Origin of the sequence: Bacillus cereus, assembly GCF_002561295.1 — a bacterium.
GTDB classification, from domain to species: Bacteria; Bacillota; Bacilli; order Bacillales; family Bacillaceae_G; genus Bacillus_A; species Bacillus_A cereus_S.
In genome coordinates this window covers 1-16966 of record NZ_NTUG01000020.1, presented here as the reverse complement: position 1 = coordinate 16966, position 16966 = coordinate 1, and the positions used below count along the sequence as shown (strand labels likewise).

The window sequence follows — 16966 nt, the reverse complement described above, 5'->3', positions numbered from 1 at the left end:
TAATTAGTTTTTTGTAACGTTAGCAGCTTGTGGTCCACGGTTACCTTCAACGATTTCGAAAGAAACTTCTTGACCTTCTTCTAAAGTTTTGAAGCCGTCGCCTTGGATAGCTGAGAAATGTACGAATACATCGTCTCCACCTTCAACTTCGATGAAACCGAAACCTTTTTCGCTGTTAAACCATTTAACTTTACCTGTTTGCATGTCATGTACCTCCTAAATAAAAATGAAACTATGAATCCACATGAAAAGGTGGATATAAAGGACATGAATGTATCTCAGACCTAATGCCTTGAATTAAACACGCTTTATTTCCGTACCACATTATGTAGCTCAATAGTGATTTCACTATATCACGCTCTATCAAAAACGTCAAATGAGAACACTTTCATTTTAGCATTTTCCTCATATTTTTTAAAATCCTCACAAAATATGTAAACTATACACATACAAAATTGAAAAACTCATAGAAGCTCTTTCTTGCTAAGAAGCGAAGATCATCCAGCCTTTCATAAAAGCGGGCAAATTCTTTTTTCTTTTCATGAACAGCAACTTGTATGCTAAAGCAGCAAAAATAATTTTGTTTGAAAATTAACAAAACGATAGTTTTCTAATCTCTTGAATTTCTGTACAATATTAGTATCCACTATATACGAGGTGAAGATAATGAAAGCACATGAAATTGAGTATAAATTATACGGCGATGATATGCAGTTTGTTGAAATTGAATTAGATCCAGAGGAAAGCGTTATCGCAGAAGCTGGCGCAATGATGATGATGGAAGACCACATTGACATGGAAACAATCTTCGGCGACGGTGCAGGAAAATCAGGCGGCCTATTTGGAAAACTAATGGGAGCTGGAAAGCGTCTTGTTACAGGTGAAAGTATGTTTATGACTGTATTTACCAATACAGGTCATGGCAAACGTCACGTCTCATTTGCAGCACCTTATCCTGGAAAAATCGTTCCAGTTGATTTAAGAGAATATCAAGGAAAAGTAGTTTGTCAGAAGGATGCATTCCTTTGCGCTGCAAAAGGTGTTTCTATCGGAATTGAATTCACGAAAAAAATCGGCAGTGGTTTCTTCGGTGGAGAAGGATTTATTATGCAAAAGCTTGAAGGCGATGGCCTTGCTTTCATGCATGCAGGTGGAACAGTTTATAAACGCGAACTAAAGCCTGGCGAAAGATTACGTATCGATACAGGTTGTCTCGTTGCCATGACAAGAGATGTTGACTACGATATTCAATTTGTAGGAAACGTAAAAACTGCTCTATTCGGCGGAGAAGGTTTATTCTTCGCAACATTAGAAGGACCTGGAACAGTTTGGCTTCAATCCTTAACATTAAGCCGTTTAGCAGCACGTCTTACAAACCCTGCAGCTCAAAGTAGCGGGGAAGGTAGCGTTTTAGGAGGACTTGGTCGCCTATTAGATGGTAAAGAATAAAGTTCAAATCGCTACGTCATAAGACGTAGCGATTGTTTTTTCACCTATCTTTTTCCCTTGTAGGACTGTACATACCGTTTTGAATCATATAATACTCCATTACACTTTCGCCTCTCAAAGAATGATTCCTCATCCCTACTCATATATTGAACTATTACTTCTTCTTGAGGAGGGCTTCCTTCATGCGTGCTCCTTTATCCTTTGATAAAGATACTGCCATATTGTTAGCTTCTTGCTGCGAGTTAACATATGATCAATATAAACAAAATGGTGTTTTTCAAATACCTGATAATTTTCAATATGTACAAGGGTTTCAAGCAAAGGTCATTCAAACAACCGAATGGTTTGGCTTCATATTAGAATCTGAAGATACCATCATTGTTGCCTTTCGAGGAACACAAACAGATCCTGAGTGGCTGATTGATTCACTTGTGAACCAAAAACCTTATCCATACGCATTAAACAGTGGGAACGTCCATAATGGCTTTCTCTCTATTTATGAATCGTGCCGTGACACGATTATGGATATGCTCGTCTCTTTGCCGTCACATAAAAAACTGCTCGCCACAGGACATAGCTTAGGCGGAGCACTTGCCACACTACATATATTAGACGCACGAGTAAACACTGCGTTTGCACAATATGGACTCTATAACTTTGCTTCTCCCAAAGTTGGCGATATTACTTTTCGAAACTACTATAAAATGCAAGTAGCAAGCAGCTTTCGCTTTGTTAATTTATTTGATGTCGTCCCGCTTCTCCCCCCGCATAAAGTGAACTTTAATGACCAAGAATGGGAGTACGCACATGTTCATCACAATTTAACATTTACGAAAAATACAAAATCTATCACCAACAATCACGCTATGACAACATACAAAACATGTCTGACTTCTCATTTTTAAAAAGGAAACATTTGGAAATATAATGATGGTATATTATAATAATATATGTAACTAATTTCGGATGAGGGGACCATACATGCTAAAATATTTCTTTGCACTTTTTCTTGTTCTATTATTTGCAGCTACGGGTTTCTTTACATTTTCATACTTTGCTACGGAGGAATATGGCGGGACTGGTATGCTGTATTCGGTGACGCCCTATATCTCTATAGTGAAATAATCAAAAAGCTTGGAAACTTCCAAGCTTTTTGATTTTACCGGGAGCTATCATATTCTTGTTTCAAAAGAGAATACACCTTAGAATCACAATATCTCTCATTAATTTGCACACTTTGTCTCAATGTTCCTTCATAGGTCATCTTTAACTTTTGCATCACTCGTTCAGACGCTATATTTTTCACATCACATCTTCCTTCAATACGATTCAAACTTAACTCCTGAAAACCAAACTTTATGAGCTTTTCTAAAGCTTCAACAATGAAGCCCTTTCCCCAATATAACGGACTGATAACCGCTCCTAAAGAAGCACTATTGTTCGGTAATACCCATATACCACAGGTTCCAATCACTTTTTGATTCCCCTTATAAATAACGGACCATATAAAAGATTTACTTTCGTCTGTCGTTTCCATCATCTTTTCTAATAAACTACGAGTCTCTTCTTTATTTTTGTGTACATTTCGAGGTACATATGTAGTCGTTTGAGGATTTGAATAAACTTCAAATAAATCGTCTAAATGAGACATATCTAATTTTGTTAGTAGCAGACGCTTTGCTTCTAATTTCGGACGTTCATAGCTATTTTGCATACTTCCACCTCGATTCATAATTACTTTATCCACTTTTTTCATAATAAAGTGAAACTTTAATCAGTGGGGGATTTTTCTCACCCCTCACTGATTATTAGTTGAACCAATCGGGCCTTTACGGGCAGTTTATCTCCCACCTAACTTCTTTGCTCCCACCGGATTTTGAGGTAGGAGTATTACTGCCCGTTAGTGCTGGATAAAAAGAATCCAATACTAAAATACCGTACTTATTTTTATATTCTCCAATTCACAAATAAAAGCCCCTCCAAATCTTCACAAGGGACTCTATATTATTTCTATACATTCATTTTGATTTTTAGGCATATAAGTCGCTGCTATGGAGGAAAAAAGTGACCTTCACTCGTTTTCTCCTTCTGTCTTCACTTGGCATGGACTAAAAAAGGATCTGACCGCTTCTACGCAAGGCCGGATCCTCTCTCTCACCTAAAAAGAAAAGTTTTTAAGTTTATACCTTCAACTCACGAAAGCTTAACTCTATCACCAATACCCCAAATTTCATTACTATACTGCATGATCGTCCGGTCACTCGCAAAATGCCCAGATTGCGCAATGTTAATGATCGACATCTCTAGCCACTTTCTTCTGTTTTCGTATGCTCTTCCCACATCTTCTTGACGCTCTGCATACGGACTAAAATCACGAAGAACAAAGTACTCATCATTTTGAATGACAAGAGAATCATAGATTGCTTCAAATTCAGCTCCAGCATTCTCGAAAAAGCCGTTTACGAGTTGATCCACTACTTTTTTTATGTGCATATTATGGTGGTAATAATCATTTGCACGATAGCCACCATTTTGGTAGTAATGAAGCACTTCTTCCGCTGTTAAGCCAAAGATAAAACAGGCTTCATCCCCTACTTTTTCCCTAATTTCAATATTAGCTCCATCCAACGTTCCGAGCGTAATTGCACCATTCATCATAAATTTCATATTTCCTGTTCCTGATGCTTCTTTACTCGCTGTTGAAATTTGCTCACTCACATCTGCTGCTGGGAATATATCTTCCGCTAAGGAAACGCGATAGTTTTCTAGAAAGATAATTTTCATATATTGACTCACATATGGATCGCTATTTACTTTTCTAGCAAGTTCATTTATTAATTTAATAATCTTTTTCGCATAATAATAGCCTGGTGATGCTTTCGCACCAAAAATAAATGTACGCGGATAAAATGAAAAGCTAGAATCTTCTTTCAAACGATTGTACAAATATAAAATATGTAACACATTTAATAATTGCCTTTTATAAGCGTGCAATCGTTTCACTTGTACATCAAAAATAGAACTTGGATCAACAAGAATCCCCATTGTGTTGCGGATACGCTCTGCTAAAATATGTTTACGCTCTTGTTTTACACCTTGCAATTGATCTTGAAAAGCAGTGTCATATCGGTAATCTTGCAGCAACTGTAATCCTTCAGGACGCTTCTTCCATTCTTCTCCAATTGCTTCTGAAATAAGATTCGTAAGTTGTGGGTTTGCTTTTAGAAGCCAGCGCCTATGGGCGATTCCATTTGTTTTATTATTAAACTTCTCTGGGTAAAATTCATAAAACAATCTCATTTCACGTTGTTTTAAAATTTCCGTATGAATTTTTGCAACGCCATTTACACTGTGACTTCCGACAATTGCTAAATGCGCCATTTTAACAAGGTTATGCGCAATAATCGCCATATCTTCAATTCGCTTCCAGTCATATGGATAGCGCCCCCATAGTTCGTGACAAAACCTTTCATTAATCTCGTCAATAATCATATAAATCCGTGGTAATAGTGGTTTAAAGATACGAATTGGCCATTTCTCAAGCGCTTCTGACAATGTCGTATGGTTCGTATACGAAATCGTCTGAGTCGTAATATCCCACGCTTCTTCCCAAGAGAGCTTTTCTTCATCTAGTAAAATACGCATGAGTTCTGGAATCGCAAGGACTGGGTGTGTATCATTGATGTGAATTGCAATTTTCTCATGTAAATTGCGAAGCGTTCCATTTCTCTCTCTATGCATACGAATAATGTTTTGTAAGCTTGCAGATACAAGAAAATACTGTTGTTTTAACCGTAATATTTTCCCTTCATCATGTGTATCATCTGGATATAAAAATTCCGATACCGCTTCTGTTTCACGTTTATATTTCAATATATCTTTACAGTTTTGCGGGAAAGGAACTGGTTCTGCATTCCAGAGCCGGAGTGTATTCACAGTATCTGTCTCATATCCAACAACCGGAAGATCATAAGGAACCGCCATAATAACTTCTGCATTCGTATGACGAAATTCTAGACGGTCATTGATTTTCACAGCCTCCACTTGTCCGAAATAGCTCACTTCCACCGCTTGATCATGTCTTCTAACTTCCCATACATTTTCATGACGAAGCCACTGTTCAGGCAACTCAACTTGATATCCATCGACAATTTTCTGATCAAATAATCCATGCTTGTAACGAATACCACATCCATGGCCAGGAAGATTTAAAGATGCCAATGAATCAAGGAAACAGGCTGCAAGGCGACCAAGCCCGCCATTACCAAGCCCTGCATCCGCTTCACTTTCTTCTAATTCTTTCAATGAAATTCCAAGTTCTGAAAGACCTTGTTCGCATACATCACGTATACCTAAATTTAGTAAGTTACTACCAAGCAAACGGCCAAGTAAAAACTCAATAGATAAGTAATACACCTGCTTTTGATTCCCTGCACGATACTTTTCATTCGTTGCAATCCAGTGCTGATTCATATACTCACGTACCATATGACCAAGTGTATTATATTGGTCACGACTCGTAGAATCTTTGAAACTTTTCCCATACATCGTTTCTAATTTTTCTAAAAAAGCTACTTTAAAGCTTTCAACATGAGTAAACATCTTCTCACCACCTAAGAGTGTTTCAGCAAACTTTTATATAATTCTTTGTATGCAAGAGCCGACTTTTTCCAGCTATAATCTTCTGTCATCGCCTGTTTTACAAGCTGATCCCATACCGGTTTATCATGATAGTACTTCAGCGCACGACGAACTGTATGTAACATGTCATGAGCATTAAAATTTCTAAAACTGAAGCCATTTCCAGTCTCCAGCTTCTCGTTATAAGACTGAACTGTATCATTCAAGCCACCGGTTTCTCTTACAATTGGAATGACACCATACGCCAGTGCAATGAGCTGTCCAAGTCCACACGGTTCAAATAATGATGGCATTAAAAACAAATCACTACCTGCATATACTTGATGTGCTAACTCTTCATTAAAACCAATATACACTTTTACTTTTTCAGGATATTCATATGCCATCCACTCGAAAAACTGCTCATACTCAGAATCTCCTGATCCTAAAATGATGCATTGTACATCCTCTTCCATCATTTCATGAAAAACCGTGCGTACTAAGTCGAGACCTTTTTGCTTTGTTAATCTTGTTACCATTGAAATAATTGGTGTATCTTCTTTTTCTGGCAAACCAAAATAGCGTTGCAATGCACGTTTATTATCTTGTTTATCACAGAGTGACTCGGCATCATACTGCGCAGTAATAAATGAGTCCGTTTTCGGATTATATACAGTCGCATCAATACCATTTACAATTCCGTAGAGCTTATCATTATATTTACGTAACAAACCATCTAGTTTTTCACCAAAAAATTCGTATTGTATCTCTTCCTTATATGTCGGACTAACAGCTGTAATACGATCTGAAGCGATAATGCCGCCTTTCATAAAGTTAACGTTCCCATAAAACTCGAGCTGTTCACTATGAAAATATTCATCACCAAGTTCCAGTAAATCGTGCATAACTTCACGAGGAAAGACGCCTTGGAACTGCAAATTATGGATCGTATACACCGTTTTAATATGTTGATATAACGGGTTGTCCTTATACTTTTCACGTAGTAAAAAATTCGCCATCGCCGTATGCCAATCGTGACTATGAAGAATATCCACTTCAAAATCTAAGTGCGGCATACATTCTAAAACCGCTTTAGAGAAGAAAGAAAAACGTTCTCCATCATCATAATGCCCATATAAAGAATCCCTCTTAAAATAATATTCATTATCGATTAAATAATACGTAATCCCATCTTGCTCGCCTTTTAAAATCCCGCAATACTGGTTTCGCCAACCAAGCTGAACATTGATTACCTTATGAAGCGTACATGCTTCTCGTAAATGCTTAGGGATAAGACTGTAATTTGGAAGTATAATGCGGACGTTGACCCCTAATTTTTTCAATTCTTTTGGAAGTGCCCCCGCCACATCTGCTAAGCCTCCTGATTTAATAAACGGTACGCATTCTGATACTGCAAATAAAATATTCACGTGTCGTTCCACTGTCTGAAAAGCGTGTACATCTTGGGCCGCCCTTCTTACAGCTTCCTCCCTTCAAATTTTAAATTCATATCATGATGAGCCAGTGAATCCAATTTCACTGGCTATATAAGCTCTATTTCGATTTTCCTACATAGAAATTCCGGCTATAAAACCAAAAGAAGTTCCCCACTCGTTTCCTCCCTTTGGTTTTAACTCGGCATGAGGCCAAAATAGGCACTGACCGCTTCTATCCATCGCCGGATTCTCTCTTCCACCTAAAAAGAAGGTTTTTTCAGTTTTTAATTCTCAAGAATAACTAGTAACATTTTGACTTTGGGTACTCCCCTTTTCCACAACATGTGGATTATCAGGTGTTCCTGTTAAAACCACGCCATCCTCAATCTTAACATCTTTATCAATAATAACACCGTCTAATATACAGTTATCTCCAATTTGGCTCTTTTGCATAATAATACTATTTCGAATTACTGAACCTTTTCCAACCTTAACCGAACGAAATACAACACTGTTTTCAACTTTCCCTGCAATAATACTTCCATTTGCAATCATTGTATTTTTCACCTTAGCGTCTTTCAAATATCGCGTTGGCGGCTCATCTTTTACTTTTGTAAAAATCGGTGCTTCTTTCGTAAATAACTGCTTCCAAATCGATGGCTGCAAAATTTCTAAACTATGCTTATAATAACTTTCAATCGAATCAACCACTGCTACATATCCCGTATGTTCATATGTTCCAATGTACAATGATTCTCCCTGTTTTTCTCTAACAACATCAAATAAACTGTAGTGTTCCATATCTTTATACGTTTCAAATAAGTCTAATAACAGCTGTTTCTTAAGTACATAAGTTTGCAAGGATCTTCCTTTATGGCACACTTCGGTAATATCTGCCTCTGTATGTATATGTCTTTCTAATACTGCTTGAAAGTTTATTGCTGTAACAAGGTGACTGTTGGTAATGACAACATACTCTTGTCTGCTACGCGTAAAGTAGTCGATATGTCGTCTAAAATGAGCGAAGGAACCAAACTCATCTTGATCACATTGGCAATTAGGAGGAAATAAAAATAAGCCGTCACGTTTTCTATCTAAATCCCATTGTTTTCCTGATCCGAGATGATCCATTAAGGAACGATTTTTATGACTCGTAAAAATCGCTACACTATGAATATGAGAATTAACCATATTCGAAAGCATGAAATCAATGAGACGATAACGTCCTCCAAATGGTAGTACAGCTAGTGAACGATGTCCTGTTACTTTCTTTAAAGAAGGAAAGCTTCCTGTTGCATTAATAATTCCTAACATTGATTCTCCCATTCATTTCATCCCCTTTGTCTATTTTCCTTCTGCAATTAATACGATATCGTCTACATTTTTTTCTGATCGAATAATCGTGTTATCCTCAATCACCATGCCTGATCCAACAATCGCTTTTTCAATCACAACATTTTTCCCAATTCGGGCCCCTGGCATAACAACTGAATCAATTACCTGACTTCCTTCTCCTACTATTACACCTTGGAATAAAACGGAATGCTTAACCTCTCCCTCAATAACGCATCCTTCATTTATTAGTGATTCTTCTACCTTAGCATCCTCAGCTATAAATTGTGGTGGCTCATTCGGGTTAACTGAGTATACGCGCCAATCACGATCATTTAAGTGCAATAAAGACTCATCACGAAGCAAGTCCATATTGGCTTCCCATAAACTTTTGACCGTTCCAACATCTTTCCAATATCCTTGGAATGGATAAGCAATTAATTTCTTTCCTTCGTCCAATAAAAGTGGCAGTACATCTTTCCCAAAATCATTACTAGAGTCTGGATTTCGTGCATCCATCTCTAAATATTCCTTTAAAATAGCCCAATTAAAAATATAAATTCCCATTGAAGCTAAATTACTTTTCGGAAACTGCGGTTTTTCCTCAAACTCTACAATTTCCATTTCCTCATTCGTATTCATAATGCCAAAACGGTTCGCTTCATCCCATGGTACTTCAATAACAGAAATCGAAACATCTGCTTCTTTTTCAATATGGTAGTCTAGCATTTTACTATAATCCATTTTGTAAATATGATCTCCTGATAAAATCAGAACGTATTCTGGATCATACTGATGCAAGAAGTTTAAATTTTGATAAATAGCACTCGCTGTCCCCGTATACCATTTCACTCCAGAAGACTCTGCATAAGGAGGTAATACTGTCACCCCTCCATTGACACGGTCTAAATCCCACGCATTGCCGATACCGATGTAATTATGAAGTTCTAACGGTTGATACTGCGTTAAAATCCCAACCGTTTCAATACCAGAATTTGCACAATTACTTAACGTGAAATCAATAATTCGATACTTGCCGCCAAATGGAACAGCTGGTTTTGCTAAGTTTTTTGTTAAAGCACTTAAACGACTACCCTTTCCTCCTGCTAGTAACATTGCTACGCACGTCTGCTTTTGAACCATCTTGTTTTTTACTCCCCTTTCTCGTTTTCACTGGTCGTAAAATGGATACGCCAAATGGTGGAATTGTTATTTCTACATGAGCTGCCTGATTATGATACGGCTCCTTTATTGTCTTCAGCCGTTTTTTATTCACCTGTCCTGAGCCACCGTATATCGCATCATCGCTATTTAAAATTTCGTTATAATATTGGTATTCTGGTACACCCACTTTATAATTCTCGTACACACTGTTCGTAAAATTACATACAACGACCAGTATCTCTTCGTCCTTATCCCCTTTACGAATAAACGAGAAAATACTTTGTTCGTTATTATTAGCATCAATCCACTGAAATCCTTCCTGCGAATGATCCAACTGCCAAAGTGGCTTAGAGCGCTTATACAATGCTATGAGTTCTTTAAAGTAATCATGCATAGAACGATGCATTTCAAAATCATGCAGATTCCAATCTAGATCCTCAAGATCTTTCCATTCATCAAACTGGCCAAATTCCCCGCCCATAAAGAGCAATTTCTTCCCTGGATGCGTAAAGAAATATCCGTATAATAAACGAAGCTGCGCAAACTTTTCCCAATAATCTCCTGGCATTTTATTTAACAATGATTTTTTCCCGTGAACGACCTCATCGTGAGAAAGCGGTAATATAAAGTTTTCAGAGTAAGCATATAACAAAGAAAACGTCATTTTCTCATGAATATATTTCCGGTACTCCGGTGCACACTCCATATATTTCAGCACATCATTCATCCAGCCCATGTTCCACTTATAATTAAAACCAAGTCCGCCTTCATACGTCGGCGCGGTCACAAGTGGCCAAGCTGTCGAATCCTCCGCAGTCATCAGAAAGTCTTCATCCTCTGCAAATACTGCCTCATTTAACTCTCGTAAAAAGGAAACCGCATATTCATTACTTTGCTGTTTGCCTTCTTTTTCCCAATACAACATGTTTGCAACCGCATCAACACGAAAACCATCGATGTGGTAATACTTCATCCAAAACAATGCATTTGAAATTAAAAAATTTCGCACTTCCTGTTTTCCTAAATCAAAATTTACTGTTCCCCAAACCTGATTTTCCTGCACATCTAAATCTTTATATTCATAGGTCGGTGTCCCATCAAATAAATACAAACCATGAGCATCCTTACAAAAATGCCCTGGCACCCAATCTAAAATGACACCGATTCCATATTTATGACATTCATCGACAAAATACATGAAATCATGCGGTGTACCAAACCGACTTGTCACTGCATAATACCCTGTTCCCTGATATCCCCAAGATCGATCATACGGATGTTCAACGAGCGGCATAATTTCAATGTGAGTAAATTGATTTTCTACCACATAAGGAATGAGTTCCTCTGCCATTTCTCGATACGAGTACAGAGAACCATCTTCTTTCTTTTTCCATGAGCCAAAATGCAACTCATAAACCGCCATAGCTTCCTTATAAATTGATTTTCGCTTTTTCTTACGGAACCAATTTTTATCGTTCCATTCATATCCCTTTATATCCGAAATAACAGATGCCGTATTTGGTCTTACTTCTGCATAGGTTGCATAGGGATCTGCTTTTAAAATTGTTTCTCCACCTTTGGTTTCAATCGCATACTTATATATTTCATTCTCCTCCAAATGTGGTATAAACAATGACCAAATACCCTTCTCTGTCATTTGTATCATCCGATGTTTTGCAACATCCCAATCATTAAAATCTCCAACTACACTCAGCGCTTTCGCATGAGGAGCCCATACTGTAAATCGTACGCCTTGTATTTCCCCATCTACTGTAAGATGCGCGCCAAATATGTTATAACTCCCATAACATTTCTTCGTATGAAACTCATACAAACTCTCTTCTATACAATTTGTTACACTCAATATGTTCACCTCACTAAGATGACAGAATTTTTAACACTTTGTAAACATTCGCTAGAAAACTGAAATATCCTTGTGTATTTTTAAATAAATATACGTTTTTTCGTGGAAATTACAGGTAATATTTTAATTTATAGTAAAATATATCGAATTTTGACGAATATTCATTGAAAGCGCTTTATTAAAATTCCACTCGCAGAATCTGTAAAAAAACACAAAAAATATTCACATCTCCCATTGGTAAACACTCTATTTCAATATCTAAAATAGAGATTTCCCTAACCGTTATTCATCTCCCACCTACCCATGGGGTCATGTCCTATCCATTCTTTGAGTTGGGAGTTTTCTGTCGAGAAGAATTTCCTGAAAAAAGGACCAAATGCTTCCAAGAACCAAAAGCCACTTGAAAAATCTAGCGGCAGTACTTTAGCAGATATTTTAAAGAAATTGGGGCTAACACCTAAAAATAAAGTATATAAAAAGCACTCTATGGGAAATAGAGTGCTTTTTTCTATAAACGACCCTTTTCCAGCAAAAGGGGTATATTTAGGGGATATACAAGGGAACTGAAAAAGGAATTTATATTATTTTATATAAAAATTCAGAAGCCGGAAGCAGTTTCCCGCTTCTGAATCATTTATCAATTCTATTACAGTACTGGTGCCATTGTTTCTTTTAATACTTTTACAGAGTGAGCGAATTTCGCTTTTTCTTCTTCGTTTAATTCAAGCTCAACAATTTCACGTACACCTTCGCGGTTAATAACAGCTGGAACACCTACATAAGCGTCTTTCTCACCGTATTGACCTTCTAGATATGCAGATACAGTTAGCACACTGTTTTCGTTGTTTAAGATTGCTTTTGTTACACGAAGTAGTGACATACCGATTCCGTAGTAAGTTGCACCTTTACGCTCGATAATGTGGTAAGCTGCGTCACGTACATTTACAAAGATTTTATCTAAATCATCTTGGTTGTATTGTTCGTTGTTCGCTAAAATTGTTTCTAGTTTTTGGACACCTACAGTCGCATGGCTCCATACTGGAAGCTCAGTATCACCGTGCTCACCAATGATGTATGCATGAACGTTACGTGGATCTACATCTAAGTAGTCACCTAGCATATAGCGGAAACGAGCAGAGTCAAGAGTTGTACCAGAACCAATTACGCGTTCTTTTGGTAATCCAGATTCTTTCCAAGTTACGTAAGTTAAGATGTCAACTGGGTTAGTTGCGATTAAGAAAATGCCATCAAATCCACTATCCATAATGCTACGAACAATTTGTTTAAAGATTTTTGCATTTTTTTCAACTAAGTCTAAGCGAGTTTCGCCTGGCTTTTGTGGTAAACCAGCAGTGATACAAACAATATCTGCATCTTTACAATCTGCATAACTACCGCTCCATACTTTTGTTGGTGCTGGAGAGAATGGTACCGCATGGCTTAAATCCATTGCTTCTCCTTCTGCTTTTGCTTCATTTACGTCAACAAGTACAAATTCTTCAGCTACACCTTGGTTGATCATTGAGTAAGCGTAACTACAACCTACAGCTCCTGTTCCTACTAATACTACACGATTGATACCTTTTTTCATGGTAATTTCCCCTCTCTATTGTTCACATTTATTATTATCATTTTTTAAGTAATTAATTAAAGTACTAATTTAATGTTGTTTAACTTCCTTACATTCATATTGTAGCACGAATCATTGTGAATTCATTCACAAATTATGACCTATTTGTGAACTTTTTCACAGATAGGAGAAAGTTATTATAGCAAGTATGAAATCAATCACAATGAAAGCCTTTTCTTTAGATTGTGAAATCCTTTTTATCATAATTTGTTTGTTATTCTCTTACATCCATTCAGGTAAAATTTCTTTATAACTAAAAGAAAAAAGCTATCCTTTCGGCAATATCGCTAGAAAGAATAGCTTTTGAATTATTTTTTATCCCGCAGTAACGGGCAGTAATACTCCCACCTCAAAATTCAGCGGGAGCACTGTCCAGCTCTAGCGGCTAGNNATCAGTGGGGGATGAAGACCCCCCACTGATTAAAGTTTCACTTTATAATCTCATTAATGATAGAACAACATCTCTACCGCCTATATTACCTCTCAATATCTTATCTGCTTTCCGGTATTAAACGAGTAGCAACTCCAATCCGATTCCATGCGTTAATAGCAACAATCTGCATTATAATTTCAGCAACTTGCTTTTCTTCAAAGTATTTTCTTACTTCCTCATATACTTCATCAGGAACATGGGTTTCCGCTACTAGTGTAATTGCTTCCGTTAAAGCAAGCACAGCACGCTCTGCCTCTGTAAAGAACGGTGTCTCACGCCAAGCATTAAGCGCATAAATACGCTGCTCTGTTTCCCCTAATTTGCGTGCATCCTTCGTATGGAGATCAATGCAATACGCACATCCGTTGATTTGAGAAGCCCGGATTTTAATTAGCTCTTTCAATGTCTCATCAATACTTGTAGTCATCAAATATTTTTCTAATCCCGCCATTGCCTTATAACCCTCTGGATTTACCTTTCCCATTATAAACCTTGTTTCCATTGTATAGTTCCCTCCATAAAATAAAATTAGTTTATACTTTGACATCAGAATATTTAATACGATCTTTTATAGACCCTTTCATATCACGGATCTATCATGAAATATTTTAGTTCATGACAGCAGTTCTAATAAAAAAGTATACATAACACCCCTTTTATATCCCGTCACTTATAAGACAAATTAGCTTTTGGTTTTGTGACAAAATAAAAAAGAGATTTAAAAAATCTCTTTTTTACTAAATACTATAAAACTGCAATATGCTTCAATTTATCAGGATTGACTACAATGTAGATTCTTCTAATTGATTCTCCACTTTCATCCCATTCAAAACATATGACTTTCTCTACACGGCCTTTATTCCTTGCTAAAATACCAAATTGACCATTTATTATAGTTGGGAGAATCTCCAATTGGAAGAATCCTCTTGAAACAATAGCCTCCAGGAATATCTGAATACGCTGTTTGCCCAAAATCGGAAATATAGCTGCACGCACTTTACCACCTCCATCGGTGATCAGGGTTGCATCTACTGTCAGCAAATGAATGAATTCCTCAAAATCCCCTGTTTCAGAGCCTTTGAGAAAAGTATGTATCATCTTTTCTGTATGATCCGATTGCTGCGGGTGTACCGGTACTTCATGCCTTATTTTCTCTTTGCAACGACTGTAAATCTTTCGGCAATTTGCCTCTGATTTATTTAGAATCTCAGCGATCTCCCGGTAATCGTACCTAAAAGCCTCTCTTAAAACAAATACAGCTCTTTCAACAGGTGTTAAATTCTCTAACAGTACTAGGAACGCGTAGGATATACTTTCGGTTTGAAGTAATACCTCCATGGGTGTTAATTTCTCCGTACCTACCTCCGGCTCAGGAAGCCATTCCCCTGTATATATTTCTCTTTTTTTTCGAGCAGATTGTAGTATATTCAAACAATGGTTTGTTGTCATTTTAATTAAGTAGGATTTCATATTTCTAATTTGCTCTTGTTCTATATGGTGACTTTTCATGAGTATATCCTGCGCCACATCCTCCGCATCACTAACAGAGCCAAGTAGGCGATATGCAACAGAGTAAACCAAGGGCTGAAACGTTCGATACAAGGTTTCAAAATCCATATTATCACTCCTATAGCGTGCTTCCATATTAAAATATATGATTTGTTATAATTAAAAGATTATCTTTCTGTTACGCAAGGCCTGTATAATTATCTCTTCAATTTTTTCATATTCCGTTGCTCTCTCTTTTTCATCTGTCATTTCTTTTACTGTAATTTTATCATTTTAGTACCTTTCACTGCCAATGGCCACCTATTTCTAGAAGGATCGAACCTTTTCTATTTTAAACTGTATGCTCTGTTCTGTTCACATTTGGCTTATTCATTATATCCAAACAAATTCACTAGCTTTGTCCTTCTTAATTCAGCATGTAATTAAACGGAAATATTATGTATAATTTAGGAAAGTGGAAAGAGGTGATAGTATGGAGAATAACATTCAAGAAAGTAAAAAAGTAGCTAAGCCTATTATTTGGACTATTTCTTTACTTATCGCTACACTACTAGTTTTTGTAACCACAAAATTATATCCAAATACCGATTTACGGATTAGCATCATTCTATTAACGATAATAGATATTGGCTTTATAGTTGCTTTCGTTTTAGGAATCAAGACAAAAAATGCTAGTATAATGATTTTCAGTATTATATCTAATGGCATATTTTTTATACTGCTATCCATTATTATTTTTTTACTATTACTTGCTAATGGGATTTCAGAGCCTTGAAAATAAAAAAAGAGATAGCAGATTATGCTATCTCTTTGAGTATGACCCGTACGGGATTCGAACCCGTGTTACCGCCGTGAAAGGGCGGTGTCTTAACCACTTGACCAACGGGCCAATTTCTGGCAGAGAAGAAGGGATTCGAACCCTCGCACCGCGTTAGCGATCTACTCCCTTAGCAGGGGAGCCCCTTGAGCCACTTGGGTACTTCTCTATATAATATGGCTCCGCAGGTAGGACTCGAACCTACGACCGATCGGTTAACAGCCGATAGCTCTACCACTGAGCTACTGCGGAATAATGGTGGGCCTAAATGGACTCGAACCATCGACCTCACGCTTATCAGGCGTGCGCTCTAACCAGCTGAGCTATAGGCCCCCAATGGAAAAGCGGGTGAAGAGAATCGAACTCTCGACCAGAGCTTGGAAGGCTCTTGTTTTACCACTAAACTACACCCGCATAAAACTATAAAATAAATGGTGAGCCATGAAGGACTCGAACCTTCGACCCTCTGATTAAAAGTCAGATGCTCTACCAACTGAGCTAATGGCTCATTTTGAAAGTGGTGCCGGCTAGAGGACTTGAACCCCCAACCTACTGATTACAAGTCAGTTGCTCTACCAATTGAGCTAAGCCGGCTTGCTATTTCAAAATGGTGGCTCGGGACGGAATCGAACCGCCGACACGAGGATTTTCAGTCCTCTGCTCTACCGACTGAGCTACCGAGCCTTTATGTAAAAATGGCGGTCCCGACCGG

Annotated in this window: 14 protein-coding genes, 8 tRNA genes and 1 pseudogene; 5 read left to right on the top strand and 18 right to left on the bottom strand. The window is 37.4% G+C overall.

The annotated features are described in order from the left end of the window. Positions 1-3: 3 nt before the first annotated feature. A complete protein-coding gene (cspD, locus tag CN373_RS13130; protein WP_001193054.1) occupies positions 4-204 on the bottom strand; it encodes a cold-shock protein CspD in 201 nt (66 codons plus the stop codon). A 462-nt stretch (positions 205-666) separates the two neighbouring features. On the opposite strand from cspD, the gene CN373_RS13125 reads away from it, so the two are divergent. The 3 genes from CN373_RS13125 to CN373_RS25570 all read left to right on the top strand — a co-directional run bounded on the left by CN373_RS13125 (position 667) and on the right by CN373_RS25570 (position 2574). Further along, positions 667-1449, top strand: a complete 783-nt coding sequence (locus CN373_RS13125; protein ID WP_000643601.1) for a TIGR00266 family protein — start codon at positions 667-669, stop codon at positions 1447-1449. A gap of 182 nt (positions 1450-1631) precedes the next feature. Further along, on the top strand, positions 1632-2354 hold the full coding sequence (locus tag CN373_RS13120; RefSeq protein WP_098359488.1) for a lipase family protein: 723 nt from the start codon (positions 1632-1634) through the stop codon (positions 2352-2354). Positions 2355-2430: 76 nt separating this feature from the next. Next, positions 2431-2574, top strand: coding sequence for a hypothetical protein (locus tag CN373_RS25570; protein WP_000922350.1), 144 nt, complete (start codon positions 2431-2433; stop codon positions 2572-2574). Between the two features lie 34 nt (positions 2575-2608). On the opposite strand, the gene CN373_RS13110 is transcribed toward CN373_RS25570, so the two are convergent. The 6 genes from CN373_RS13110 to glgB all read right to left on the bottom strand — a co-directional run bounded on the left by CN373_RS13110 (position 2609) and on the right by glgB (position 11865). Then, the gene (locus CN373_RS13110; RefSeq protein ID WP_001181657.1) at positions 2609-3163 is read right to left on the bottom strand and encodes a GNAT family N-acetyltransferase; all 555 of its coding nucleotides are present in this window, start codon (positions 3161-3163) and stop codon (positions 2609-2611) included. A gap of 479 nt (positions 3164-3642) precedes the next feature. Further along, the gene (locus CN373_RS13100; protein WP_000494114.1) at positions 3643-6051 is read right to left on the bottom strand and encodes a glycogen/starch/alpha-glucan phosphorylase; all 2409 of its coding nucleotides are present in this window, start codon (positions 6049-6051) and stop codon (positions 3643-3645) included. Between the two features lie 11 nt (positions 6052-6062). Then, positions 6063-7499 carry a glycogen synthase GlgA gene (gene glgA / locus CN373_RS13095; protein ID WP_002058249.1) on the bottom strand — a complete coding sequence of 479 codons (1437 nt, stop codon included), beginning with the start codon at positions 7497-7499 and terminating at the stop codon, positions 6063-6065. Positions 7500-7796: 297 nt separating this feature from the next. After that, positions 7797-8831: a sugar phosphate nucleotidyltransferase gene (locus CN373_RS13090; RefSeq protein WP_098359487.1), complete on the bottom strand. Its 1035-nt coding sequence runs from the start codon at positions 8829-8831 to the stop codon at positions 7797-7799. A gap of 18 nt (positions 8832-8849) precedes the next feature. After that, a complete protein-coding gene (locus CN373_RS13085) occupies positions 8850-9980 on the bottom strand; it encodes a glucose-1-phosphate adenylyltransferase (RefSeq protein WP_000250295.1) in 1131 nt (376 codons plus the stop codon). Next, positions 9928-11865, bottom strand: coding sequence for a 1,4-alpha-glucan branching protein GlgB (glgB, locus tag CN373_RS13080; RefSeq protein WP_000117509.1), 1938 nt, complete (start codon positions 11863-11865; stop codon positions 9928-9930). The genes CN373_RS13085 and glgB overlap by 53 nt, the downstream gene beginning before the upstream one ends. A 345-nt stretch (positions 11866-12210) precedes the next feature. Here glgB and CN373_RS26180 point away from each other — a divergent pair. Beyond that, positions 12211-12327, top strand: a pseudogene (locus CN373_RS26180) (serine peptidase); the annotation flags it as partial. Positions 12328-12511: 184 nt separating this feature from the next. On the opposite strand, the gene CN373_RS13070 reads toward CN373_RS26180, so the two are convergent. From CN373_RS13070 to CN373_RS13060, 3 genes are all read right to left on the bottom strand, one after another. Beyond that, complete coding sequence (locus CN373_RS13070; protein WP_000715334.1) at positions 12512-13456, bottom strand: L-lactate dehydrogenase; 945 nt, start codon at positions 13454-13456, stop codon at positions 12512-12514. A 530-nt stretch (positions 13457-13986) separates the two neighbouring features. Beyond that, complete coding sequence (locus CN373_RS13065) at positions 13987-14430, bottom strand: carboxymuconolactone decarboxylase family protein (protein ID WP_000449991.1); 444 nt, start codon at positions 14428-14430, stop codon at positions 13987-13989. Between the two features lie 242 nt (positions 14431-14672). Next, positions 14673-15545: an RNA polymerase sigma-70 factor gene (locus tag CN373_RS13060; protein WP_098359486.1), complete on the bottom strand. Its 873-nt coding sequence runs from the start codon at positions 15543-15545 to the stop codon at positions 14673-14675. A 364-nt stretch (positions 15546-15909) separates the two neighbouring features. Here CN373_RS13060 and CN373_RS13055 point away from each other — a divergent pair, with 364 nt between their 5' ends. After that, positions 15910-16212, top strand: coding sequence for a hypothetical protein (locus tag CN373_RS13055; protein ID WP_000429751.1), 303 nt, complete (start codon positions 15910-15912; stop codon positions 16210-16212). A gap of 42 nt (positions 16213-16254) precedes the next feature. Here CN373_RS13055 and CN373_RS13050 read toward each other — a convergent pair. From CN373_RS13050 to CN373_RS13015, 8 genes are all read right to left on the bottom strand, one after another. Beyond that, positions 16255-16326 (bottom strand) — tRNA-Glu (locus tag CN373_RS13050). A gap of 6 nt (positions 16327-16332) precedes the next feature. Next, a tRNA-Ser gene (locus CN373_RS13045) sits at positions 16333-16423 on the bottom strand. Between the two features lie 8 nt (positions 16424-16431). Beyond that, a tRNA-Asn gene (locus CN373_RS13040) sits at positions 16432-16506 on the bottom strand. A 4-nt stretch (positions 16507-16510) separates the two neighbouring features. Next, positions 16511-16587, bottom strand: a tRNA-Ile gene (locus CN373_RS13035). A gap of 10 nt (positions 16588-16597) precedes the next feature. Further along, positions 16598-16668: transfer RNA gene (locus CN373_RS13030), tRNA-Gly, on the bottom strand. A gap of 18 nt (positions 16669-16686) precedes the next feature. Beyond that, positions 16687-16762, bottom strand: a tRNA-Lys gene (locus CN373_RS13025). A 10-nt stretch (positions 16763-16772) separates the two neighbouring features. Further along, positions 16773-16848: transfer RNA gene (locus CN373_RS13020), tRNA-Thr, on the bottom strand. 14 nt (positions 16849-16862) lie between these two features. Further along, positions 16863-16938, bottom strand: a tRNA-Phe gene (locus CN373_RS13015). Between the last annotated feature and the right edge of the window lie 28 nt (positions 16939-16966).

Coding starts and splice junctions, on each gene's coding strand:
- CN373_RS13120 (WP_098359488.1), top strand. CDS start 1,632: ATGCGTGCTCCTTTATCCTTTGATAAAGATACTGCCATATTGTTAGCT.
- CN373_RS13090 (WP_098359487.1), bottom strand. CDS start 8,831: ATGGGAGAATCAATGTTAGGAATTATTAATGCAACAGGAAGCTTTCCT.
- cspD (WP_001193054.1), bottom strand. CDS start 204: ATGCAAACAGGTAAAGTTAAATGGTTTAACAGCGAAAAAGGTTTCGGT.
- CN373_RS13060 (WP_098359486.1), bottom strand. CDS start 15,545: ATGGATTTTGAAACCTTGTATCGAACGTTTCAGCCCTTGGTTTACTCT.
- CN373_RS13070 (WP_000715334.1), bottom strand. CDS start 13,456: ATGAAAAAAGGTATCAATCGTGTAGTATTAGTAGGAACAGGAGCTGTA.
- CN373_RS13055 (WP_000429751.1), top strand. CDS start 15,910: ATGGAGAATAACATTCAAGAAAGTAAAAAAGTAGCTAAGCCTATTATT.
- CN373_RS13065 (WP_000449991.1), bottom strand. CDS start 14,430: ATGGAAACAAGGTTTATAATGGGAAAGGTAAATCCAGAGGGTTATAAG.
- CN373_RS13125 (WP_000643601.1), top strand. CDS start 667: ATGAAAGCACATGAAATTGAGTATAAATTATACGGCGATGATATGCAG.
- CN373_RS13085 (WP_000250295.1), bottom strand. CDS start 9,980: ATGGTTCAAAAGCAGACGTGCGTAGCAATGTTACTAGCAGGAGGAAAG.
- CN373_RS13100 (WP_000494114.1), bottom strand. CDS start 6,051: ATGTTTACTCATGTTGAAAGCTTTAAAGTAGCTTTTTTAGAAAAATTA.
- CN373_RS25570 (WP_000922350.1), top strand. CDS start 2,431: ATGCTAAAATATTTCTTTGCACTTTTTCTTGTTCTATTATTTGCAGCT.
- CN373_RS13110 (WP_001181657.1), bottom strand. CDS start 3,163: ATGCAAAATAGCTATGAACGTCCGAAATTAGAAGCAAAGCGTCTGCTA.